This window comes from Streptomyces sp. NPDC093111 (assembly GCF_040683955.1).
GTDB lineage: Bacteria > Actinomycetota > Actinomycetes > Streptomycetales > Streptomycetaceae > Streptomyces.
The window spans coordinates 78,443-100,255 of record NZ_JBFBNW010000021.1 but is presented as its reverse complement, the minus strand read 5'-3'; the positions used below and the strand labels follow the sequence as shown (position 1 = coordinate 100,255).

General features: G+C 74.1%; 19 protein-coding genes and 1 pseudogene. 11 read left to right on the top strand and 9 right to left on the bottom strand.

What is annotated here, in order from left to right; all coding sequences use genetic code 11:
- Positions 1–254 precede the first annotated feature (254 nt).
- The gene (locus AB0Q96_RS31325) at positions 255–1,061 is read left to right on the top strand and encodes a helix-turn-helix domain-containing protein (protein WP_365331354.1); all 807 of its coding nucleotides are present in this window, start codon (positions 255–257) and stop codon (positions 1,059–1,061) included.
- Positions 1,062–1,106: 45 nt separating this feature from the next.
- Here the strand turns inward: AB0Q96_RS31325 and AB0Q96_RS31320 are convergent, their stop codons facing one another.
- Positions 1,107–1,505 carry a VOC family protein gene (locus AB0Q96_RS31320; protein WP_365331438.1) on the bottom strand — a complete coding sequence of 133 codons (399 nt, stop codon included), beginning with the start codon at positions 1,503–1,505 and terminating at the stop codon, positions 1,107–1,109.
- 109 nt (positions 1,506–1,614) lie between these two features.
- Here AB0Q96_RS31320 and AB0Q96_RS31315 point away from each other — a divergent pair, with 109 nt between their 5' ends.
- On the top strand, positions 1,615–2,250 hold the full coding sequence (locus tag AB0Q96_RS31315; RefSeq protein WP_365331352.1) for a nucleoside/nucleotide kinase family protein: 636 nt from the start codon (positions 1,615–1,617) through the stop codon (positions 2,248–2,250).
- Positions 2,251–2,291: 41 nt separating this feature from the next.
- The gene (locus AB0Q96_RS31310; protein WP_365331350.1) at positions 2,292–2,858 is read left to right on the top strand and encodes an isochorismatase family protein; all 567 of its coding nucleotides are present in this window, start codon (positions 2,292–2,294) and stop codon (positions 2,856–2,858) included.
- A 6-nt stretch (positions 2,859–2,864) separates the two neighbouring features.
- Here the strand turns inward: AB0Q96_RS31310 and AB0Q96_RS31305 are convergent, their stop codons facing one another.
- The 3 genes and pseudogenes from AB0Q96_RS31305 to AB0Q96_RS31295 form a co-directional block, all read right to left on the bottom strand.
- The gene (locus AB0Q96_RS31305; RefSeq protein ID WP_365331348.1) at positions 2,865–3,710 is read right to left on the bottom strand and encodes a PRD domain-containing protein; all 846 of its coding nucleotides are present in this window, start codon (positions 3,708–3,710) and stop codon (positions 2,865–2,867) included.
- A 46-nt stretch (positions 3,711–3,756) separates the two neighbouring features.
- Positions 3,757–5,211: pseudogene (locus tag AB0Q96_RS31300) on the bottom strand (family 1 glycosylhydrolase).
- Positions 5,198–7,099, bottom strand: a complete 1,902-nt coding sequence (locus tag AB0Q96_RS31295; protein WP_365331346.1) for a beta-glucoside-specific PTS transporter subunit IIABC — start codon at positions 7,097–7,099, stop codon at positions 5,198–5,200. Before AB0Q96_RS31295 ends, AB0Q96_RS31300 begins: the two are co-directional and overlap by 14 nt.
- Positions 7,100–7,405: 306 nt before the next feature.
- Between AB0Q96_RS31295 and AB0Q96_RS31290 the strand changes: the two genes are divergently transcribed.
- The gene (locus AB0Q96_RS31290; RefSeq protein WP_365331344.1) at positions 7,406–7,867 is read left to right on the top strand and encodes a pyridoxamine 5'-phosphate oxidase; all 462 of its coding nucleotides are present in this window, start codon (positions 7,406–7,408) and stop codon (positions 7,865–7,867) included.
- Here the strand turns inward: AB0Q96_RS31290 and AB0Q96_RS31285 are convergent.
- Positions 7,864–8,667 carry a hypothetical protein gene (locus AB0Q96_RS31285; RefSeq protein ID WP_365331342.1) on the bottom strand — a complete coding sequence of 268 codons (804 nt, stop codon included), beginning with the start codon at positions 8,665–8,667 and terminating at the stop codon, positions 7,864–7,866. The genes AB0Q96_RS31290 and AB0Q96_RS31285 overlap by 4 nt on opposite strands.
- Before the next feature lie 96 nt (positions 8,668–8,763).
- Here AB0Q96_RS31285 and AB0Q96_RS31280 point away from each other — a divergent pair, with 96 nt between their 5' ends.
- From AB0Q96_RS31280 to AB0Q96_RS31270, 3 genes are read left to right on the top strand one after another with little or no spacing between them, the layout of a single operon-like run.
- The gene (locus AB0Q96_RS31280; RefSeq protein WP_365331340.1) at positions 8,764–9,303 is read left to right on the top strand and encodes a tetratricopeptide repeat protein; all 540 of its coding nucleotides are present in this window, start codon (positions 8,764–8,766) and stop codon (positions 9,301–9,303) included.
- Positions 9,304–9,353: 50 nt separating this feature from the next.
- A complete protein-coding gene (locus AB0Q96_RS31275) occupies positions 9,354–10,244 on the top strand; it encodes a LysR family transcriptional regulator (RefSeq protein ID WP_365331338.1) in 891 nt (296 codons plus the stop codon).
- A 51-nt stretch (positions 10,245–10,295) separates the two neighbouring features.
- A complete protein-coding gene (locus tag AB0Q96_RS31270; RefSeq protein ID WP_365331336.1) occupies positions 10,296–11,255 on the top strand; it encodes a hypothetical protein in 960 nt (319 codons plus the stop codon).
- A gap of 45 nt (positions 11,256–11,300) precedes the next feature.
- Here the strand turns inward: AB0Q96_RS31270 and AB0Q96_RS31265 are convergent, their stop codons facing one another.
- Positions 11,301–12,689 carry a DUF3533 domain-containing protein gene (locus tag AB0Q96_RS31265; protein ID WP_365331335.1) on the bottom strand — a complete coding sequence of 463 codons (1,389 nt, stop codon included), beginning with the start codon at positions 12,687–12,689 and terminating at the stop codon, positions 11,301–11,303.
- Positions 12,690–12,869: 180 nt separating this feature from the next.
- On the opposite strand from AB0Q96_RS31265, the gene AB0Q96_RS31260 reads away from it, so the two are divergent.
- Positions 12,870–13,526, top strand: a complete 657-nt coding sequence (locus AB0Q96_RS31260) for a MerR family transcriptional regulator (protein WP_365331333.1) — start codon at positions 12,870–12,872, stop codon at positions 13,524–13,526.
- Between the two features lie 68 nt (positions 13,527–13,594).
- The gene (locus AB0Q96_RS31255; RefSeq protein ID WP_365331331.1) at positions 13,595–14,728 is read left to right on the top strand and encodes an aminopeptidase P family protein; all 1,134 of its coding nucleotides are present in this window, start codon (positions 13,595–13,597) and stop codon (positions 14,726–14,728) included.
- A gap of 13 nt (positions 14,729–14,741) precedes the next feature.
- Here the strand turns inward: AB0Q96_RS31255 and treZ are convergent, their stop codons facing one another.
- Together treZ and AB0Q96_RS31245 are read right to left on the bottom strand one after the other, a co-directional pair.
- Positions 14,742–16,493 (bottom strand): malto-oligosyltrehalose trehalohydrolase, encoded by a 1,752-nt coding sequence (treZ, locus tag AB0Q96_RS31250; protein WP_365331329.1) that lies wholly within the window; start codon positions 16,491–16,493, stop codon positions 14,742–14,744.
- A 90-nt stretch (positions 16,494–16,583) separates the two neighbouring features.
- Entirely contained in the window at positions 16,584–17,540 is a 957-nt protein-coding gene (locus tag AB0Q96_RS31245; protein WP_365331328.1) for a GNAT family N-acetyltransferase, read from the bottom strand.
- A 120-nt stretch (positions 17,541–17,660) separates the two neighbouring features.
- On the opposite strand from AB0Q96_RS31245, the gene AB0Q96_RS31240 reads away from it, so the two are divergent.
- Both AB0Q96_RS31240 and AB0Q96_RS31235 read left to right on the top strand, forming a co-directional pair.
- A complete protein-coding gene (locus AB0Q96_RS31240; protein ID WP_365331326.1) occupies positions 17,661–18,218 on the top strand; it encodes a DUF1707 and FHA domain-containing protein in 558 nt (185 codons plus the stop codon).
- Positions 18,219–18,359: 141 nt separating this feature from the next.
- Entirely contained in the window at positions 18,360–19,385 is a 1,026-nt protein-coding gene (locus AB0Q96_RS31235; RefSeq protein ID WP_365331324.1) for a cytochrome P450, read from the top strand.
- Between the two features lie 53 nt (positions 19,386–19,438).
- Here the strand turns inward: AB0Q96_RS31235 and treY are convergent, their stop codons facing one another.
- Positions 19,439–21,805, bottom strand: coding sequence for a malto-oligosyltrehalose synthase (treY, locus tag AB0Q96_RS31230; protein WP_365331322.1), 2,367 nt, complete (start codon positions 21,803–21,805; stop codon positions 19,439–19,441).
- Positions 21,806–21,813: the final 8 nt, after the last annotated feature.

The window sequence follows — 21,813 nt, the reverse complement described above, 5'->3', positions numbered from 1 at the left end:
CCTGGTGTTTCAGGAACTCCGTACCGCTGTGCGGAGCGGCACCGATACTCGTCAGCGCCGCGGAGGGCTGTCAACGCTTCAAGGTGCCCTGTCCAATTACCTTCCAGGGGGTTCGGGCGGCACCGGTCCGTCAGGAGTTCCACGACATTCTTGACAGGGTTCCCGGGGAGCGGAGACATCGCTGAAACGTGCCGTGGTCTACACCGATAGACGGGAGTCGGACCGGAACGCTCCGACGCGAGGGGGGAGGATCGGTGACCCGACACGCGAGTGCGGCACAGCGCCACCGGGCCGTGCGGGAGGTGCTCGCCGGGCGGCCCGTCGCCGAGGTCGCGCGCCGCCACGGCGTCTCGCGCCAGACGCTGTACGCCTGGCGGAAGCGGTACGCGGCGCACGGCGAGGGCGGTCTCGCGGACCGCTCCCGGCGCCCGCACGAGAGCCCGGCGCGGATCGCGCCCGCCCTGGAGGCGCTGATCTGTTCGCTGCGCGAACGGCACCCGGGCTGGGGCGCGGGCCGGCTCCGCGCGGCCCTCGACGGGCTCGGGGTGCCCGACGTCCCCTCGCGGACCACGATCCACCGGGTCCTGGTCCGCAACCGGCTCCTGGTGCGCCCGGACCCGGCCGTCGGGGAGGAGCTGGGCGGTCTGATCGCGGCGGCCCGCGAGGCCCTGCGGCGGCTCGGCGCGGCCCTGGACGGGCTGGAGGCGGAGGCGGCGGGAGACCTGGGCGAGCTGGGCGAGCCGGGGCGGTCGGGGGAGCCGGACGGAGGAGCGGAGGTACGCGACGGGTCGGGCGGCGGGGAAGGAGCCGGTCTCGGCGGGCCGTCCGGAATCGGGGCGTCCGGGCCCGCCGACGGGAGCGGCACCGGGCCCGCCGACGCGCCCGACGCCCCCTGCGGGACCTGTGCGGTCTGCGCCCCGCCGGTCCGCCTGTTCGACCAGGCGTCGGCGCCGCCCGCGTCAACCATCTCCCGGTACGGCACCCTCATCCCCACCCCGCGCGAAGTCGGCCGCAGGGCGGGGCCGTTGACCGAAACCGTGCGGTGCGGGTCCGAAGGGTGAGATGCGCCGGGTGGGGGGCGACGGGCGGGCCGCGCCGCGCCGCGGTCAGCCCCCGGCCGGGGCCGGCTGGAGGAGGTCCCAGCGGTTGCCGTACAGGTCCTCGAAGACGGCGACCGAGCCGTACGGCTCGTGCCGGGGCTCTTCGAGGAAGCGGACGCCGGCGGCCGTCATCCGGGCGTGGTCGCGGGCGAAGTCGTCGGTGTGCAGGAAGAAGCCGACCCGGCCGCCGGTCTGGGCGCCGACGGCCGTCGCCTGGGTGGCGTCCTTCGCGCGGGCCAGCAGCAGACCGGTGCCGTGCGCGCCGCGCGGGCGGACGACCACCCAGCGGGTGCCGTCGCCGCGGTCGGTGTCCTCGACGAGGTCGAAGCCGAGGGCGCGGGTGTAGAAGTCCACGGCCTCGTCGTAGTCGCGCACGACGAGGGTGACCAGCGCGAGGGCGGGCAGGACGGGCGCGGAGGGGCCCGTGGCGGAGGAGGACGGGTCGGTCAGGTCGCTCATGAGGGCAACGTAATACGTATGACGCGAGGGTGGCCAACGGACGCGCGGTGCGACAATGCCCCGCATGGACGTGACGGGACTGGAACGCCTCGCCGAGCGGGCGCGGGCCCTCGCCGACGGCGGCGGGCGCCGGGTGCTCGGCATCGCCGGCCCGCCCGGCGCCGGCAAGTCGACCCTCGCCGCCCTGCTGGCCGCCCGCCTCGACGGGCTGGCCGTCCTCGTCCCCATGGACGGCTTCCACCTGGCGCGGGCCGAACTGGAACGACTCGGCCGGGCCGGCCGCAAGGGCGCCCCCGACACCTTCGACGCCGCCGGATACACGGCCCTGCTGCGCCGCCTGCGCGCCCCCGAACCCGGCACCACCGTCTACGCGCCCGCCTTCGACCGCTCCCTGGAGGAGCCGGTCGCCGGATCGATCGCCGTGCCGCCCGAGCTTCCGCTGGTGATCACCGAGGGGAACTACCTGCTGCACGACGAGGGCCCCTGGGCCGCCGTGCTCCCGCTCCTCGACGAGGCCTGGTACCTCGACCTCGACGCCCGCCTGCGGGTGCCCCGGCTCGTCGCCCGCCACGTCCGCTTCGGCAAGGACGAGGAGCACGCCCGCCGGTGGGTCGCCGACTCCGACGAGGCCAACGCCCGCCTCGTGGAACGCGGGAGGGACCGCGCCCACCTCGTCGTGCCCGGCGCCTGACCCCCGTTCGGGCGCCCCGGCCGCACCGGTACGGTGGGCCCATGACCCACGTGCCGGCGCTCCTCGTCATCGACATGCAGAACGCCCTCGCGGAGATCGCCCACCGCGCCCCCGAGACCATCGCCGTGATCGCCGGGCTGCGCGCCCGGGCCCGTGCCGCGGGGGTCCCCGTCGTCACCGTCCAGCACCAGGGCCCGCCCGGCGGCGAGCTCGCACCCGGCACCGACGGCTGGCGGATCGTCCCCGAACTGGCCCCGGTGGACGGCGAGTCCGTCGTCGCCAAGACCGGCGCCGACAGCTTCCTCGGCACCCGCCTCGACGCGACCCTCGCCGCGCTCGGCGTCACCGAGCTCCTCGTCACCGGCTTCGCCACCGAGATCTGCGTCGACACCACGGCCCGCCAGGCCCTCAGCCGCCGCTACGACCTGGTCCTCGTCGCCGACGGGCACACCACCTCGGTGCGCGGCGCCGAGGGCCCCTACGCGGAGCCCGACCGGTCCGTCGCCCACCACAACGAGATCTTCCGCCACCTCGACTTCCCCGGCCGCAGCATCCGCGTCCTGCCCGCCGCCGAGATCGACTTCGGCGCGCCCGTCCGCTCGTCCTAGGACCGGCTACTCCGGCGCGACCCGCGCCACGTGCAGGGCGACGTACGCGAGCTCCTCCTTCGGCAGCGTCACGCCGTACGTCTGCTCGACGTGCAGCGCCACCCGGTCCGCCGCGCCCATCGCGCGCGGGTAGCGCGCGGCGAGCTGCTGGTGCAGGAAGTCGTCGGGGCTGGTGAGGAGCCGGCCGGAGAAGAGGCGCTCGGCGAAGTACTGGAGGTGGGAGACGAAGCGGGAGCGGTTGAGGTCGTCCTGCTCGAAGTGGGCGGCGGTGGTGTGGGTGACGATCTGGAGCACGGAGCTGATGAAGGAGACGACCTGCATCGGGTCGGCGTGCTCGGCGGACGAGTCCGCGTTGACGAGGTGGAAGGCCACGTTCGCGGCCTCGTCCTCGGGCAGCTCGGCGCCGAGGCGTTCGCGCAGCAGCTCCACCGTGCGCAGACCGATCGCCCACTGCCGCGGATAGAGCGTCCGCATCTCCCAGGAGAAGCGGTTGACGACCCGCATCCCCTGCCGCGCGCGGACGACGGCGAAGTGCAGGTGGTCGGTGAGCGCGAGGTAGATGTGCGGGTCGAGGTCGAGTCCGGCCTCGGCGGCGAGGGCGACCACCTCCCGGGTCAGTTCGAGACAGTCGGGCGGGATCGCCGACAGGAGCTCCAGGAGGCCCTGCCGGTCGGCGTCGCCGAGCCCGACGAAGACCTGGTCGGGGGCGTCCGGCGGGACGACCTCGCCCGCCTTGTGCCCGTATCCGATGCCCTTGCCGAGCAGGACCCGCTCGACGCCCCGCTCGTCGACGGCCAGGACCACACTGGAGTTGAGCACCTTCTTGATCGTGTAGACCGGTTCGGGCGGCACCGCTTACTCCCTTGTGGCTCTGGCCGTGTCGAGTCGGACGGGGGCGTCAGGTCAGGTCGGCGCCGTTCGTGGCGATGACCTTCCGGTACCAGTCGAACGAGTCCTTGCGGATACGGCGCCCGCTGCCGCCGCCGACGTCATTCTGGTCGACGTAGATGAATCCGTACCGCTTCGACATCTGCGAGGTGGACGCGCTGACCAGGTCGATCGGGGCCCAGCTGGTGTAGCCCATCAGCTCGACGCCCTCGTCGACCGCCCGGATCATCTCCGCGAAGTGCGCGCGGAAGTAGTCGATCCGGTAAGGGTCGTGGACCCGGCCGTCCTCGGTGAGCTCGTCGCGCATCCCGAGCCCGTTCTCGACGATGAACAGCGGCTTGCCGTACCGGTCGTACAGGTCGATGAGGGAGATCCGCAGCCCCACCGGGTCGATCTGCCACCCCCACTCGCTGGACGCGAGGAACGGGTTCTTCACGCCGAGGACCGTGTTGCCGGGCGTGCGCTCGGCATCGGGGCGTACGGACTCCGTCATCGACATGTAGTACGAGAAGGAGATGAAGTCCGCCGGGTGCGCGGCGAGCAGTTCGGCGTCGCCGTCCTCGAAGGGGATCGTGACGCCCCGCCGTTCGAGGGCCTTGAGGGCGAGGCGCGGGTAGGCGCCGCCGGCCTGCACGTCGGTGCACAGGTACAGCATCCGCTCCTTGAGCTGGGTGGCGGCGACGTCCTCGGGGGCGCAGGTGTTCGGGTACGTCATGAGCATCGTCAGCATGCAGCCCATCTGGGCGTCGGGGACGAGCTCGCGCAGCATCCGCGTCACCGAGGCGCCGGCCACGAACTGGTGGTGCAGCGCCGTGTAGCAGGCATGCTCCTCGCTCATGCCGGTCAGCGTCTCGGGGATGACGCCGCCGGACGTGAACGGGTGGCGGAGGATGCCGTCGATCTCGTTGAACGTCAGCCACAGCTTCACGTACGGCCCGAAGCGCTAGAAGCACACCTTCGCGAACCGTTCGAACAGCGCGATCGTCGAGCGCTCGACCCAGCAGTTGTTCTTCAGCGCCAGGTGCAGCGGCGGGTCGTAGTGCGAGAGCGTGACCAGCGGCTCGATGCCCAGGCGGCGCATCTCCCGGAACATGGCCGTGTAGTGGGCGATGCCCTCCTCGTTCGGCTCCAGCTCCTCGCCCGTGGGGAACAGGCGGGTCCAGGCGATCGACACGCGCAGGGTCTTGAAGCCCATCTCCGCGAAGAGCGCCAGGTCCTCGGGGTAGCGGTGGTAGAAGTCGATCCCGCGCCGCTTGGGGTAGGCGGCGTCGTCGGGGTCGGCGATCGCCTTCTCCACGCCCTCCTTGGTCCAGGTGTGGAACGCGGCGTACTCGGTGGGGTCGAGGTGCGGCTTGTAGGCGGCGACGTCGGAGACGGCGGGGCCGCGACCGCCTTCCTTCCAGGCGCCTTCGACCTGGTTGGCGGCGAGTGCGCCGCCCCAGAGGAAACCGTCAGGCAGTGACATGAGCGAGCTCCTTCTCACGGATGAGGGCGAGGGGGGAACCGGCCTCGACCGGGCCGGCGGCCAGGTCGACGACCGTGTACGTCCCGCTGTTGAGGACGATGACGGGGGTGGTGAGCGGGTATCCGGCGGCGCGTACGGCGTCCAGGTCCACGTCCAGGAGCGGCTGGCCCGCGGTGACGTGGTCGCCCTGGGCGATGTGCGCGGTGAAGTGCTCGCCGTGCAGCTTCACGGTGTCGATCCCGACGTGGATCAGGACCTCGGCCCCGCCCTCGGTGGTGATGCCGACCGCGTGCTTGGAGGGGAGCAGGGAGGTGACGGTGCCGCTGACGGGGGCCAGGAAGCGGCCCGAGGCGGGCTCGACGGCGAGTCCCAGACCGAGGACGCCGCCGCTGAACACGGGGTCCGGGACCTCGCTCAGCGCGATCGCGGTGCCGGTGACGGGGGCGATGAGCAGGCCGCCGCGGGCCTCGTCGGCCGCGGGGCCCTGCTCCTCCCGTGCCTTCTCCTCGGCGGTGTCCGTGCCGCCCGCGTCCTTCCAGGTCAGGGCGGAGACGAGGAACGCGGCGGCGAAGGCGACGAGCAGGCCGATGACCGCGTGCAGGATGTTGTGCGGGGTCGCGCTGTTCACGAACATCGACATCGAGGCGAGGCCCGGACCGACGACGGCGTGCGCGGACACGTGGGTGATGCCGACGTACGAGCCTCCGGCGAAGGCGCCGGCGATGACCGAGAGGAGCACCCGCCGGGTCTGCAGCGTCACGCCGTAGAGCGCCGGCTCGGTGATGCCGAACAGGGCCGAGACCCCGGAGGAGAACGACGTGGCGCGCAGGTCCGTCCGCTTCGTCCGCAGGGCGACGGCGAGGGTGGCGCCGGCCTCGGCCATGTTGTGGGCGAGCGAGGCGGGCAGGTAGAGCAGTTCGGCGCCGGTGGCGCTCATCGTGTTGAGCGTCGGCGGAATGAACGCCTTGTGCATCCCCACCGCGATGACGAAGGGCAGCGCGGCGGCCAGCAGCGCGACCGCGACCCAGCCGAGCGTGGAGTGCAGCCACAGCATCCCGGACGTCAGCACCGTGCCCATGTTGTAGCCGAGCGGGCCGAGGAGGAGGACGGTCGCCGGGACGACGATGAAGAAGCACATCATCGGGACGAAGAACACCCGGATCGGTCCCGGGGTGATCTTGTTGAAGAAGCGCTCGACGACCGCCAGGAAGAGGACCGAGAGAATCGCCGAGAACACCTGCGAGTCATAGCTGATGCTCTTGACGGACATTCCGAAGAGGGAAATCCCGCCCTCCTGCTGGAGGAGTGCCGTGAATCCCGGATAGAGGAGGACTCCGACGATTCCGATGGCCAGCGGGATGTTCACGTTCAGCTTCTTCGCCGTGGTGTAGGCGACGAAGAGGGGGAGGAAGGCGAAGACGGCGTTCGGGATCGCCAGAAGCACCAGGTAGCTCGGGCTGGTCTCCGAGACCCAGCCGAGCGTCGACACCAGGATCAGCAGCGACTTCAGCACGCCGGCGCCGGCGATGGCGGGCACCACCGGGGTGAAGACGCTGACGACGAAGCCCATGATCGTGTTCCCGGCCCGCTTCCACGTCCACGGCTGCTTGACCTGCGCGGCTGCCGCCTCGTCGGCCGGGGCGCCGCCGAGCAGCGCGTTCAGCGCGTTGTAGACCTCGATGACCTGGTTGCCGATGATCGCCTGGGTCTGCGGCGGGCCCATGACGGCCTCCAGCACGCCCGGCGCGGCCTTCAGCTTCTCCTTGTCGGCGGCCCTGTCGTCGACAAGGGCGAAACGCAACCGGGTCGAACAATGCTGCAGCGCGGCGACGTTCTCGGCCCCACCGACCGCTTCGAGGATCGCTTCCGCGCTCTTGTTCGCATCCACGTCGTACCTCCGTTTCGGGCAATAAAAAAAGGACCCGAGCTCTTCACGCGAAATGCCTTCGCGTAAAGAGCTCGGATCCTGCCTGCTTGACCAGTCACATGTCCTGCATCCACTCTCCGACGGGCCGGGAGGGAAGTCGAAAGACGAAAGTCCCGGACATCGGGGACGTTTGTCCACGGGACGTGTGCCGTGGCCCGGCGACGTCGCGAGCGTCGTACCGTGGGGGCGCGAACCGTCCGCCCGCGAAACCGGGAGCCTTCCTGTGCGTCACCCTCCGCGCCGAGTCGTCGGCGCCCCGGACACCGCGTGAACACGGACGGGCCGCCGGACCGGCTGCGCGCGGCACTGGCCGCCCACACCACCCTTGCGCTCGCCTACACCGACGACGACGGGCCGCAGGCCTGCGCCGTCTTCCACGCCGTCACCGACACGGGCAGCCTCGTCTTCCTCACCGCCCGCTCCACCCGCCACGGCGCCGCCCTCGCGCGCCAGGCGCCAGGGGCGCGGGTCGCCTTCACCGCGCACCGGGACGCGCAGAAGTGGAGCTCGCTCACCGGCCTGCAGGGCCGCGGCCTGTGCGAGCGGGCGACCGGCCCGGCCCTGGCGGCGGCGCGCGCCGCGTACGCGCGCCGCTTCCCCTTCGTCGCCACGGCCGGGCGCCTCGCACAGGCCCTGTCCCGCGCCGACCACTGGGAGATCCACCCGACCTGGCTGCGTCTCGTCGACAACAGCCGGGGTTTCGGCCACAAGACGGAGTGGAGCGTCTAGCGCGCCGCGCGCGCCACGGCCGCCCGTGCGAGCGCCCGTACCACCGGGTGCGGCCGGCTGCCGTCGCCCGCCAGCTCGGGCTGGAACAGCGTCGCCAGGAAGAACGGGTGCCCGGGCAGCTCGGCGATCCGGACCTGGCCCTCGTCGTCCGTGCCGGTGAACCGCATCCCGTACCGCTCCAGGGTGTCCAGGTGGCGCCCGTCGGGCCCGTACGCGCAGTGGTAGCGCTCGGTCGTCCGCTCCGCGCCGAACACCGCCTCCGCGAGGGAGCCGGGGGTCACCCGTACCGCGCCCTCGTGTCCGACGAGGGAGCAGGCGAGCGGGGCGAGCAGCAGGTCCTCCGGGTCCGCCGCCGGGTCGTTCTCGGCGTGCGCCGCCCGGGCGAGCCCGCACACGTCGCGCGCGAACTCGACCAGCGCGTGCTGGAATCCGGCGCAGGTCCCCAGGAACGGGATCCCCTCCTCGCGCGCGGTACGGATCGCCGCCAGCGCCCCGGCCTCGCTCGCGTACGGGCTGCCCGGCAGCAGCCACACCGCGTCGAAGCCGCTCACCGCGCCCGGCTCCTCGGCGTCCTCCGTCGGGATCCAGTACGCGTCGAGCACGAGCCCGTCCCGCTCGGCCAGCGCGTCGAGGAGCAGCGGGACGCGGACGTGGGACTTCACGTGGGGGGAGCGGTCGCCGACGAGGGCGATACGGGGGGTGCGGGAGGCGGGAGAGGAGTGGGAGGTACGGGAGGTGCCAGAGGTGCCGGCGGTGTGCGGGGGCCGCGTGCTGTCGTAGGTGCTGTCTGCGGTGTCCATGGGGACCATGCTCGGCGGCCGTTCCCGTTCACGTCCAACGATGATTCCTGGACCGTCCATCACGATCGCTTATCTCGCGGTCGGTAGGCTGAGGCCATGACCACCAGCAGCGACACCAGGGACTGGGAGCGCCGCGTCGACGCCCTCTGGGCCGCCCTCGACACCTACGAGGACCCCGCCGCGTTCCGGGCCCGGATCGCCGAACTCGCCGACGAGCGGCCCGCGGAGGACCCCGCCGCCCTCTTCGAGCGTGGCGCCGCCCACGACTCCACCGGCCTTCCCGAGGAGGCCGTGACCCTCTACCGCCGGGCCCTCGACGCCGGCCTCACCGGACTGCGGCGGCGCCGTGCCGTCATCCAACTCGCCAGCAGCCTGCGCAACCTCGGACGCCCCGACCGGAGCGTCCAACTCCTCACCGAGGAGCGGGCGATCCCCGCCGAGCGGCTCGACGCCGACGAGACCGCCCTGGCCGGTGCCGTCGACGCCTTCCTCGCCCTCGCCCTCGCCGACACCGGCCGCGACCGCGAGGCCGCCTCCCTCGCCCTCGGCGCCCTCGCCCCACTGCTGCCCCGCTACAACCGCTCCCTCGCGCACTACGCCCGGGCGCTGCTGAGCACCGACCCGGACGCGTCCTGACCGGGCCGAGCCCGCGCGACCCGGGCCCCGAGACCTGAGGCCCCACCCCCATGGACCCGCACCTCCTCCGCACCTACCTCACCGTCGCCCGGCTCGCCTCCTTCTCGGAGGCCGCGCGGACGCTCGGCTACACCCAGTCCGCCGTCTCGCAGCACATCGCCGCACTCGAAGCGGACCTCGGACTCCCGCTGCTCACCCGCCGGCCCGTCGGGCCGACCCCGGCCGGTGAACGGCTCCTGGAGCACGCGGGCTCGCTGCTGCTGCGGCTCGACGCGGCGCGGGCCGACCTCGCGCGGTTCGCCGCCGCGCCCCGCGAGACGCTGACCCTCGTCGCCGCCCCGCTGGCGCTCGGGCCGCGCACCCTCGCCGCGCTGCCCGCCGCCGGGGTCACCCTGCGGACGCTGCCCCGCGACGAGGTGCCGGCCGCCGTCGCCACCGGGGCCGCCGACCTCGGGCTCGTCGACGGGATCGCCGCCCCCAGCGATCCGCTGCGGCTCCCCGACGTCGCCCCGTTCACCGCCCGGCGGGTCGCCGAGGAGCCGCTCGCCGTGGTGCTGCCCGCCGGGCACCCGCTCGCGGGGCGCCCGGGGCTGCGGCTCGCCGATCTGGCCGACGCCCGCTGGCTCGACGCTCCCGGGGCGGCCTTCCCGCTCGACCGGCTGCGCGCCGCGCACGCCGGGCCCGCGGGCCACGGCTTCCGCCCGGCCCTGCGCTACGAGGGCACCGACGCCCGGACCGTCGCCGCCCTGGCCGCCGCCGGCCACGGACTGGTCCTGCTGCCCGCCTCGGCCGCCGCCGGGGTCCCGGGCGCCGCCGCCGTCCCGCTCACCGCGCCACGCCTGGTCCACCGCACCGAACTGCTGCGCCCGAACGGTGAACCGACCGGCCTCGCCGCCGAGTTGATCGCCCGACTCGACGCCCCGCCCGCGACCGGTCGCTAGTCTGACCCGAACGGAACGGACGGAACGAACGACGACGAGAGGCGGGCGGACGTGGGGTGGTTCCGGCGAGGACCCAGGAGGGACGACGAGGACGCCCCCAGGGACCCGCAGTTCTCGTACTTCTCCGAGCGCGAGGCCGCCCTGTTCCGCGGCCGGGTCCGCGAGGCGTTCGCCGAACTCGGGCTCGAAGTGACCGTGTACGCCGACGCCGTCACCGACGACTCCGGGCGCCGCTTCGGCCTCGGCACCCTCGCCGCCGTCTGCCACCAGGACCCCCGGGGCACCCCCGTCTGGCCCGCGCTGGTCCGCCGCCACGTGCGCCTCTGGGTGCGCGCCCTCGACGGCCCCTCCGCCCTCGACACCCTGCCGCCGGAACAGATCCGCGCCCAGCTCTACCCCCGGGTGGTCAGCGGCGAGGGCATCGACCCCGGCACCTTCGGCTACGCCCGCACGATCGCCCCCGGCCTGTACGAGGTGCTCGCCCTCGACCTGCCGGAGAGCGTGATGACGCTCACCGACGACGCCCTCGAACGCCTCGGCGACCCCGTGCGACTGCGCGAACGGGCCCTGCACAACCTGCGCGACCTGCCCGTCGAGGGCCACGAGACCGTCAAGGACGCGGACGGCATGCGCTTCGAGGTCGTCCTCGGCGACTCCTTCTACACCGCGAGCCGCGTCCTCGACCTCGACGCCGTCGTCCGCCGGGTCACCGGCCGGCCGCTCGGCGCGGACGGCGCGCTCGTCGCGCTGCCCTTCCGGCACCAGCTCGCCTTCCACCCCATCCGCGACACCAGCATCGTGCCCGCGCTCGGCGCGATGGCCTCCTTCGCCGCCTCCGGCTACGAGGACACACCGGGCGCCATCAGCCCGTACGTCTTCTGGTGGCGGGGCGGCACGCTCACCCAGCTCAGCGAGCACGCCGAGGAGGACGGGCAGCTGCGGATCGTCGTCGGCGACGACTTCCAGGCCCTCCTGGAACGGCTCATCGTGCGGCACCCCGACGGCCTGTGAGGACGTCGGGGTGCCGCACGCGGGCCGGAACGGTCCGCGGCCGGGTCAGCCGGCCGGAACCGGCCGGGTGTCCGGTCGCCCGTCCTGCCGAGGCGGGGCCGGGTGGAGGGCCGTGCGGTGCAGGCCCCGGCGGTCGTAGAAGCGGGTGACGGCGACGCCGAGGAGCAGCGACCCGGCGAAGCCGACGGCGGTCATCGTCCAGGCGCGGCCGAGTCCCGCGTCGGTTCGCGCCCCGAAGTAGAGGATGGACCTGACGCCGTCGACCACCTGGCGGAACGGTTCGAACTCCGCCAGGAAGCGGTAGAAGTCCGGGAGTGCCTGGAGCGGGATGGTGGCGCCGGCGGACGGGATGGCCAGGCCGATCAGGACCAGCATGGAGATGATGGGGCCCGGGGTGCCGAAGGCGGCGAGCAGGGCCAGGGCGGTGATGCCCATGGCGGCCGTGGCGCACGTTCCGAAGATCCACAGCAGGCCCAGGTGGGCGGCGTCGATGCCGACGACACCGGCGGCGCCGGCCATCGCGAGGGCGGAGGTCAGCATCGACAGCACGACCATGAGCACCGAGCAGACCGTGAAGTGCTGCAGGCGCGTGAGGTGCTGGGCGGGGTTGAGGAAGCGGAACGGCCCCTTGTCGTTGGCCGTGTAGCCGAGCGCCGTGTCCACCTGGGTGTGGATCACGTTGGCGCCCAGCATGCCGCCGAGGACCAGGACGAGGGCGTAGAAGAAGGCGCTCAGTCCGAGGCCGCTGTGGGCGCCGAGGGGGTGTCCCTCCTCGACGGTCGCCTTCACGGGGTCGGCGATCATCAGCTGGGCGGCGGCCGCGCCGGGAGCGGCGGGCGCGGCGGAGGAGCGCCCGGCCGGGGCGGACGCGGCGTGCTGGGCGGCCTGCCGCTGGAGCTGCTGGGCGAGCTCGTGGCCCACCTGCGCGGAGGTGTGGGCGACGACCCCCCGGTTGATCTCGGTGGCCATGGCGGAGCCGAAGCTGCCGGCCGCCGGGTTGGTCAGCACCGTCATGGTCGGCGGGTGCGGTTCCTGCCGGGGCGGCCCGGCGAGCGCGGCCACGGAGGCGGAGAAGTCCTCCGGGATGACGAGCGCGCCGAACACCTTGCCCCGGGCGAGCAGGTCGTCGGCGGTGCGACGGTCGACCTGCTTCCAGGACACCTTCTCCCGCAGCTCGGCCGAGCCGGTGATCTGCGTGGCGATCCGCGCGCCGAGGTCGATCCGCTGCCCGGCCGTCTCCGTCCCCCGGTCGGCGACGACCAGGGCGATCGGCAGGTCCTTCGTCTCACCGGCCGGGTCGTTGTTGGCCCCCAGGTAGAGCGTCGACAGGACGAGCGACAGCAGTCCGAGGATCACCGCCGACGGCAGCCACAGCCCGCGACGGCGCAGCAGTCCGCGGGCGCTCACCCGGAGCAGGGGGGTCGGTTCGGACATGAGGGGGCTCCGGTTTCGGTGGAGGAAGGAGAGGGCGTGCCGTCTCCGCAGATGAGCGGCACACTAGGAAGTACCACTTTCTAAGTGGGGAGTGACGCTATCCAGTGATGGCGCCCCCGGCTGCCCACGGGAGTGCCTGGGAGACTGGTCGCACACAGAGCAGACCGAGCGAGAGTGCGCATGAGAATCTCTGACCTGAGCCGTCTGTCCGGAACGCCGGTCGGGACGATCAAGTACTACCTGCGGGAGGGCCTGCTGCCGCCCGGCCGGCAGCTCGGGGCCACGCTGAGCCTGTACGGGGACGAACACCTCCAGCGCCTGCGCCTGATCCGTGCCCTGACCGCCCGCGGCGGCCTGTCGATCGCCGCCACTCGCGACGTCCTCACGGCCATGGACGAGCCCCTCGACCCGCTCGCCACGCTCGGCGTCGTGCACTACGCCCTCCCCACGCCGGTGGACGCCGCCGAGACGGACGCCGTGGACGAGCAGGCGCCCCGGGTCGACGCCCTGGTGCGGGCCATGGGCTGGGAGGTCTCCGAGGACTCGCCGCACCGCCGCGCCCTCGCCGCCAGCCTCATGGACCTCGCCCGCATCGGCGCCGACTACCGCACCGAGGACCTGCTGCCCTACGCCGAACTGGCCGCGTCCGCCGCGAAGCTGGACCTGGACCGGATCAAGGAGCTCGACGACGCCGGGGACCGCTTCAAGCTGGCCGAGCACGCCGCCATCGTCGTCCTCCTGCTGGAGCCGGTCCTGGCCGTCCTGCGCCGCCTGGCCCAGGAGGACGAGACCCGGCGCCGCGGCGCGTGGGCCCGTACGCCCGAGGGCACGGCGTAGGCCGCGTCCGGGGTCGCGCCCACCGGGGCCGCCGGGCAGGATGGCGTACGTCGAGGAGGAGATCACCCATGCCCGAGAGCACCGCACCCACCCCCTTCACCGCCGACGACTACCGGGCCAGGATGGCCCGCGCCGCCGACTCCGCAGCCGAGGCGGGACTCGCCGGCGTGCTCGTCGCCCCCGGCCCCGACCTGGTCTACCTGACCGGCTACCAGCCGACCGCGATCACCGAACGCCTCACCGTCCTCGTCATCGCCCCCGGCCGGGACCCCGTGCTCGTCGTCCCCACCCTGGAGGCCCCGGACGCGGAGAAGGCCGTCGGCGCCCCGGCCCTCACCCTGCGCGACTGGACCGACGGCAAGGACCCGTACGCGGTCACCGCCCCGCTGCTCGACGCCGAGGGGCGCTTCGGCGTCAGCGACAACGCCTGGGCCATGCACCTGCTCGGCCTCCAGCAGGCCCTGCCCACCACCTCGTACGTCTCCCTCACCGAGGCCCTGCCGATGCTGCGGGCCGTCAAGGACGCGCACGAGCTGGCCCGGATCGCCGCCGCCGGGGCCGCCGCCGACCAGGCGTACGGCGAGATCCTGAAGGTCCGCTTCGCCGGCCGCAAGGAGACCGAGGTGGCCGCCGACCTGGCCCGGCTGCTCATGGAGTTCGGGCACTCCCAGGTCGACTTCACCGTCGTCGGCTCCGGCCCCAACGGTGCCAACCCGCACCACGAGGCCGGCGACCGGACCATCGCGCGCGGCGACATGGTCGTCCTCGACTTCGGCGGCCTCAAGCACGGCTACGGCTCCGACACCACCCGTACCGTGCACGTCGGCGAACCCACCGACGAGGAACGGCGCGTCCACGACCTCGTACGGGAGGCGCAGCAGGCCGGATTCGAGGCGGTCCGCTCCGGGATCGCCTGCCAGGACGTGGACCGGGCCGCCCGCAAGGTGATCGCGGACGCCGGATACGGCGAGTACTTCATCCACCGCACCGGCCACGGCATCGGCGTCACCACCCACGAACCGCCGTACATGATCGAGGGCGAGCGACGGCCGGTCGTCCCCGGCATGTGCTTCTCCATCGAACCGGGCGTCTACCTGCCGGGCCGCTTCGGCGTCCGCATCGAGGACATCGTGACCCTGACGGAGGACGGCACCGGCCACCGCTTCAACAACACGCCGCGGGAGATGGCGATCGTCGAGTAGGCCCCTCGCCGGCCTACCCGTCCGTCAGCACCACCGCCGACTCCGCCGGCAGTCGGAGCAGGCCGTCCCGGCCGGGTGCCTCCGTCCGTTCCCAGGCGGCGAGGACCCGGTCGCGGCCGTTGGAGCCGAGCGGGATGTCCACCGGCCGCTCGCCGAGGTTGACCGCCACGCGGAGGTCGCCGCGCCGGAAGACGAGCCAGCGGGCCTCCTCGTCGAAGGCCACCTTCACCCCGGCCAGGTCGGGATCGGTGAGGTCCGGCAGGGTGCGGCGCAGGGCGATCAGCTCCCGGTACCAGGCGAGCAGGCGCTTGTGCGGGGCGCGTTCGCGTTCGGCGCGGTCCAGGACGGAGCGGTCGCGGGTGGCGGGCTCCTGGGGGTCGGGGACGTCCTCCTCGGCCCAGCCGTGCGCCGCGAACTCCCGGCGCCGGCCGCGCCGGACCGCCTCCGCGAGCTCGGGGTCGGTGTGGTCGGTGAAGTACATCCACGGCGTCCGGGCGCCCCACTCCTCGCCCATGAACAGCATCGGGACCGAGGGGCCGGTCAGGACGAGCGTCGCCGCGCAGGCGAGCAGGCCGGGGGAGAGGGTGGCCGAGAGGCGGTCGCCGGTCGCCCGGTTGCCGACCTGGTCGTGGGTCTGGGAGTAGCCGAGGAAGCGGTGCGCGGGGGTCCGCTCGCGGTCCACCGGGCGCCCGTGGTGGCGGCCCCGGAAACCCGAGTAGGTGCCGTCGTGGAAGAAGACCCGGGTGAGGGTCTTGGCGAGCGCGCTCATCGGGGCGCGCGCGAAGTCCGCGTAGTAGCCCTGCGACTCGCCGGTGAGGGCGGTGTGCAGGGCGTGGTGGAAGTCGTCGTTCCACTGGGCGTGGACGCCCAGGCCGCCGGCTTGGCGCGGGGTGGTGGTGCGCGGGTCGCCCGGGTCGGACTCGGCGATCAGGAAGTGCTGCCGGCCCTGCTCCCCGGCGAGCTCGTCGACGGCCGCCGACAGCTCCTCCAGGAAGTGCAGCGCCCGGGTGTCGACCAGCGCGTGCACCGCGTCGAGCCGCAGCCCGTCGATCCGGTAGTCCCGCAGCCAGGCGAGCGCGCTGCCCAGGAAGTACGCCCGGACCTCGTCCGAGCCGGGCGCGTCCAGGTTCACCGCGGCGCCCCACGGGGTGTGGTGGGTGTCGGTGAAGTACGGGCCGAAGGACGGCAGGTGGTTGCCGGACGGGCCCAGGTGGTTGTGCACCACGTCCAGGACGACGCCCAGGCCGAGGCCGTGGGCCGTGTCCACGAAGCGCTTGAGCGCCTCGGGGCCCCCGTACGGCTCGTGGACCGCCCACGGCGCCACCCCGTCGTACCCCCAGCCGCGCACTCCGGGGAACGGGCACAGCGGCATCAGCTCCACATGGGTGATGCCGAGCCCCGCGAGCTCCCCGAGCCGCGCCGCCGCCGCGTCGAGGGTGCCCTCCGGGGTGAACGTGCCCACGTGCAGCTCGTACAGGACGCCGCTGCGCATCCGCAGCCGCGGGGCCGCGTTCCGCCAGGTGTACGCGTCGTGGTCGACGACGGCGGCGAGGCCGTCCGGGCCGTCGGGCAGCCGGCGGGCCCGGGGGTCGGGCAGCAGGTGGCCGCCGTCGAGGGAGAAGCCGTAGCGGTCGCCGTCGGCGGCCGGGGCGACGCCGCTCCACCAGCCCGGGCGCTCGGCGTCCCGCTCCAGCGGGTGACCGCTGCCGTTCAGCTCCAGCGTCACCCGGTCACGGGCGTGCGGCGCCCACACCTCGAACAGCACGGGACGGTCCCCTCGTCGACTGATCAACGGCTACGGGACCATCCTGGCAGTCGGAGGCACGCCCCGCCCGGTGCATCGGCGATCTTGACGTCAGGGCCGCGGCGGGGCGTCCCACACGTAGTTGACGGCCCGCTCGAAGGTCACGTACCCCGCCCGGGCGAAGGACTTCGCCATGGGGACGTTGCCCAGGTCGGTGGCGGCCCGGACGTTGGGGACGCCCTCGGCGGCCAGGATCCGGGTGCCCTCGGCGAGGAGGTCGTCGATGTGGCCCCGGCCCCGGTGGGCGGGCAGGACACCGATGTACGCGATGATCGGGTGGTAGTTGTTGCGCGCGGGGACGACGAAGCCGACCGGCTCCCCGGTCTCCGGCAGCTCCGCGATCCGCCACCACTCCCGGGGCGTCGTGTAGTGCGCGAGCTCCTCGTCGTAGTGCAGCTCGGCCGCCTCGCGCAGCGAGAGGCCGGAGGCCAGGTCGGCCTGGCCGTGCGCGTCGAGGGTGCCCTCCATGACCGGGGTCATCAGGCCGAGCAGGTCCTCGCGGTCCCGCACCGGACGGAACACCAGGCGTCCGCTCGGTTCCGGCACCGGGGTGCCCGCCCGCCACTCCAGGCGCAGCCGCTCCACCAGCGGGCGGGCGCCCGAGGCGGTCAGCACGCCGAACAGGGTCTCCAGGGCGGCGCGGGTCTCCGGGACCTCGCGCCAGTCCGCCGGCATGAACCGGCCGAACTCGGGGCGGGCCGCGCCCGCCGGGACGACGGCGGCGGTCGCCGTCTCCAGGAGGCGCAGACCGATCTCGGCCGCCTCCCGCGCCGGCAGCGCTGGGTCGAGGTCGAAGAAGTCGAGCGCCTGCGGGTCGGCGCCCTCCCTCCCGGTCCACCAGGAGATCCGCCCGAGCAGGCGGTCGCCGCGCAGCGCCACCCACATCCAGTCGGGGCGGCGGCGGCCGGTGGCCAGGTCGTCGGCGAGCTCGTGGTCGAGCACGTAGTCGAGGCCCTGGAAGAGATCCAGCTCGTCAGGTCCGGCGAGCGGTCGAACAACAACGGTCATGTACGGGAGTCCCCCTGGAAGTGCGAGTCGGCAGACCGTATCAGCGCAGGTGGGCGGGGCGCCTCCGAGATATCGGGGCCCTTCTGGACACCCCGGGCCCGTCCGTCCGACAATCACGGTGTGACGACACCCTTCGAGCTCCCGGCCAACCCGCCGGACGCCCCTCGGCTCACCGACGCCGAGCGGGAGCGCGCGCTCGCGGTGCTCCGGGAGGGCGCCGCCCAGGGGCGTCTGTCGCACGACACGTTCCTGTTCCGCATGGAGCGGGCGCTCGCCGCCCGCCGCTCCGACGAACTCGCCCTGCTCACCGCGGACCTGACGGCCCCGTCGCCGTGGACGCGGCGGGTGGTGGGCGCCGTGGAGAAGGTGTCCGCGTTCACCGTCAGCATCCGCCGCGCCTGGCGGGCCGAGCGGCTCCCGAAGCTGCTCATGCCGCTGCCGGGCCCGCACCCGCTGCGGATCGGACGCGATCCGGTGAACGGGCTGCGGCTGAGCCACGAGACGGTCTCCCGCCTGCACGCGGAGCTGTCCCAGCAGGGCGGCCTGTGGGTGCTGCGCGACCTCGGCTCCACCAACGGCACCACGGTCAACGGGCGCCGGGTGACGGGCGCGGTCGTGGTGCGCGCCGGGGACATGGTCGGCTTCGGTCAGATGGTCTTCAGGCTCTCGCCGAACTGAGGCGGAACCGACGCGGAACCGGCGCGGAACTGACGCGCCGACGCCTCCACCTATCACTCGAACGGCGGTATACCTGCTGCGTCCGGGTCTGCCCGGTGATGGGCTGGGGAGACGCGCGCCGCTGACCGACGAGGGGGCGAGATGAGCGACGAGCCGAACCACCCGCACACCCCGTGGCGGGACCACTGGGCCGCTCTGCCGACGATGACACCCGCCACGCGCGGGCCCGCCGCGACGGCGAGGGACCGCGTGGTCCGCCGCATCGCGCCCAGCCCGCTGGAGCCGGGCGCCGGCCGCGACCCGTACCGCGTCTACCGGGTGCTGCGGGAGGAGTTCCCGCTCACCCACGACCCGCTGCTGCGGGCCTGGGTGCTCAGCCGGTACGCGGACGTGGCGAGCGCCCTCACCGACGCCCGCTTCACCCACGGGCACCGGCCCGGCGACCCGCCGTGCGCGGAGACCCACACGGACGTCGACGAGGGCGAGCTGCGGGCCGTCGCCGAACGCACCGCGTTCGTCCTCGCCCACCGGATCTCCGCCCGCCCGCAGGCCGACCTGGTCGCCGACTTCTGCCACTGGCTGCCGGCCGGCACCGTGGCCGCAGCCGTCGGCGTACCGTACCGGGACATGATGCGGCTGGTCCGCGGCCGGGCCGCGTCCGCGCTCGTCGGGCAGTGCACGGGCCAGATCGCGGTACGGGAGAAGGCGCTGGCCGCCTTCCTCGCCGCCGTCCTGAGCGACCCCGACCAGGTCGCCGCGCTCCGGGACGCCCCGTCGGGCCTGGTCGCCCGGGCCTGGACGGAGTCGCTGCGCCGCGACCCCCCGGTCCAGATCGTCATGCGGCGCACCCGCGGCGAGGTCCGCGTCGGCTCGGGCGTCCTGCCCGCGGGCGCCCAGGTGGCCCTCCTGATCGGCGCCGCCGGCCGCGACCCGGAGCGCTTCCGCGACCCGGACCGCTTCGACCCGCTCCGCGACGACCCGGGCCAACTCACCTACGGCACCGGCCTGTGCCCGGCCGTCGACCTGGCCGCCCTGGAGGCCGAATACGCCCTGAGGGCCCTCTTCCGGGCCATGCCCCGCCTCCGCCTCGCGGACGGTTTCCGGCCGGAGTGGACCGGCGTGATCACCCGCTCCCCGCGGAGCCTGGTGGTCCGGCCGGGAGGCTGAGCCCACCGTCCCCGCTCCGGGGGCCGGACCCGTCCCGGGCGCGGGCCCCGCCACTACTCCGCGCGCACGAGCAGCCCCACCGGCCTCCCCTCGAACAGCTCGGCCAGCCGCACCGGCCGCTCCGCCCCGCCCGTGAACTCCCGCGCCCCGTCCAGGAGGTCGAGCCAGCGGCCCTCGGGGAGGGCGAGGGAGGAGTCCTGCCAGCCGCCCGTCTCGGCGAGGCGGAGGGAGAGCCGGGTGACGGCGGTCAGGACGTGGTCCGAGCGGGAGAAGGCCACGCAGTGCGGGGCGGCCGGGCCCGTGGCGGACAGCGGGCGGTACGTGGAGAGCGGGCCGAACAGGGCGGGGCGGGTGCGCCGCAGGCGGAGCGCGGCACGGACCACCGCCGTCTTGTCGTCGTCCGGGCCCGGCACGAACGGCGCCCGGTTGTCCGGGTCGACCAGGGCCCGGTACACCCGCTCCGTGCCCTGGTACAGCTCCGGCACCCCCGGCATCGTGAGGTGGACCAGGGTCGACCCGAGGATCTGCGCCCGGATGTGGGGTTCGAGGGCGAGCGCCTCGGGCGCGGCCGTGCGCAGCGGGATGCGGCCGGGCCCCGCCGCCACGAAGTCGGTGACGGCCCGCTCGTACGCCTCGTCCGGCTCGGTCCAGCTGGTGTGCAGCCCGGCCTCGCGCACCGACTTCAGGACCGCCGGGCCCAGCCGCGCCCCGTCCGGGGCGCCGAGGCCGAACGCGGTCTGCCAGGCCGTCCACGCCAGATGGGGGTCGGGCGCGGGCACGCCGGAGGTCTCCGCCAGGAACTCGGCCCACCGCTCCGGGCACTGGGCCAGCACCGCGATCCCGGCCCGCACGTCCGCGCTGCGCTTGGTGTCGTGCGTGGTCAGGACCGTGCCCGTGCCCGGCCAGTCGCGCGCGATGCGGGCGCAGTACGCGTGGAACTCGTCCGGGGGCACCGCGGGGCGCCCCGGGTCGCCGCCGACCTCGTTGGCCGAGAGCAGCGGCGTGTAGCGGTAGAAGGCGGTGTCCTCCACGGACTTGGCCCGCAGCGCCGAGGAGGTCTGCGCGAACCGGGCCCGGAACGCCCGCTGGTCGGGCCCGTCGCCGCGGGCCCCCAGCGCCAGCTCCCGCACGGTGTCCACCGCCGTCGCCTCCTCCGGCACCGCGAACGCCGCCTTCGCGCCGCGCGCCGCCTCCGGGGTGAGGACCTGCTCGCCGCCGGTGCGGTAGGTCCGGTACACCGGCACCCGTACGAGGAGTTCGCGCACCGCCGTGTGCAGCGCCCACGGCGCGTGGTCGCGCAGCTCCGGGTCGGCGGCGCAGATCCGGCCGGCGAGCCGGGCCAGCGTGGCGGTCTCCGCGGCCAGTTCATGGGTCACCACCTTGTACGCGGCGCGCCGCGCGGTCGCCTCCCAGTAGCCGCCCCGGTCCCCGGACCTGCCGACGAACTCCCGGTAGACGTCGCCCAGTTCCTCGGTGCCCAGCGGGTCGGTGAACAGCCCGTCCACATGCCGCAGCGCGTCGTAGCCGGTGGTGCCCGCCACCGGCCAGGACGCGGGCAGCGGTTCGGGGCCGGTGAGGATCTTCTCGACGACCGTCCAGCACCGCCCGCCGGTCGCCGCCTCCAGCCGTTCCAGGTAGCCCTCCGGGTCGGCGAGCCCGTCCGGGTGGTCGATGCGCAGACCGTCCACCACGCCGTCCGCGACGAGCTCCAGGACCTTCGCGTGGGTGGCCTCGAAGACCTCCGGGTCCTCGACGCGGAGCCCGATCAGATCGGAGATGGTGAAGAAGCGGCGGTAGTTGAGATCGGTGCGGGCCAGCCGCCACCAGGCGAGGCGGTACCACTGGGCGTCGAGCAGCGCGTCCAGCGGCAGCCCCTCCGTGCCCGGGCGCAGCGGGAACTCCTGCCCGTCCAGGGTCAGTACGCCGTCCGCGACCCGCATCCGGTCCCGTACCTCCGGGAGCCGGGCGGGCAGCACCGGCAGTAGCATCCGCCCGCCGCCCGCCGCCCAGTCGATGTCGAACCAGCGGGCGTACGGCGAGTCGGGGCCGTCCCTGAGCACCGCCCGCAGCGCGTGGTTGTGCCGGGGCGCGGCGGCCATGTGGTTGGGCACCAGGTCGAGCACGAGGCCCAGGCCGTGCGCGCGGGCCGTCGCGGCGAGCGCCCGCAGCCCGGCCTCGCCGCCCAGTTCGGCCCGTACGGCCCGGTGGTCGGTCACGTCGTAGCCGTGCGTCGAGCCGGGCACGGCCTCCAGGACCGGCGAGAGATGCAGGTGCGAGACCCCCAGATCCGCGAGGTACGGCACGGCGCGCTCGGCGGCGGCGAACGGGAACTCCGGCTGGAGCTGGAGCCGGTAGGTGGCGCTGGGCAGCGTCCGCTCGGACGGGGGGAGTCCGGGCCGGGCCGGCGAAGAGGACGTCATGCGAACGT

Bases quoted from the DNA above. Each gene is read 5' to 3' on its own strand.
- AB0Q96_RS31315 (WP_365331352.1), top strand. From the start codon at position 1,615: ATGCCCCGCATGGACGTGACGGGACTGGAACGCCTCGCCGAGCGGGCG.
- AB0Q96_RS31310 (WP_365331350.1), top strand. From the start codon at position 2,292: ATGACCCACGTGCCGGCGCTCCTCGTCATCGACATGCAGAACGCCCTC.
- AB0Q96_RS31285 (WP_365331342.1), bottom strand. From the start codon at position 8,667: ATGGACACCGCAGACAGCACCTACGACAGCACGCGGCCCCCGCACACC.
- AB0Q96_RS31280 (WP_365331340.1), top strand. From the start codon at position 8,764: ATGACCACCAGCAGCGACACCAGGGACTGGGAGCGCCGCGTCGACGCC.
- AB0Q96_RS31275 (WP_365331338.1), top strand. From the start codon at position 9,354: ATGGACCCGCACCTCCTCCGCACCTACCTCACCGTCGCCCGGCTCGCC.
- AB0Q96_RS31265 (WP_365331335.1), bottom strand. From the start codon at position 12,689: ATGTCCGAACCGACCCCCCTGCTCCGGGTGAGCGCCCGCGGACTGCTG.
- AB0Q96_RS31260 (WP_365331333.1), top strand. From the start codon at position 12,870: ATGAGAATCTCTGACCTGAGCCGTCTGTCCGGAACGCCGGTCGGGACG.
- AB0Q96_RS31255 (WP_365331331.1), top strand. From the start codon at position 13,595: ATGCCCGAGAGCACCGCACCCACCCCCTTCACCGCCGACGACTACCGG.
- AB0Q96_RS31245 (WP_365331328.1), bottom strand. From the start codon at position 17,540: ATGACCGTTGTTGTTCGACCGCTCGCCGGACCTGACGAGCTGGATCTC.
- AB0Q96_RS31235 (WP_365331324.1), top strand. From the start codon at position 18,360: ATGAGCGACGAGCCGAACCACCCGCACACCCCGTGGCGGGACCACTGG.
- treY (WP_365331322.1), bottom strand. From the start codon at position 21,805: ATGACGTCCTCTTCGCCGGCCCGGCCCGGACTCCCCCCGTCCGAGCGG.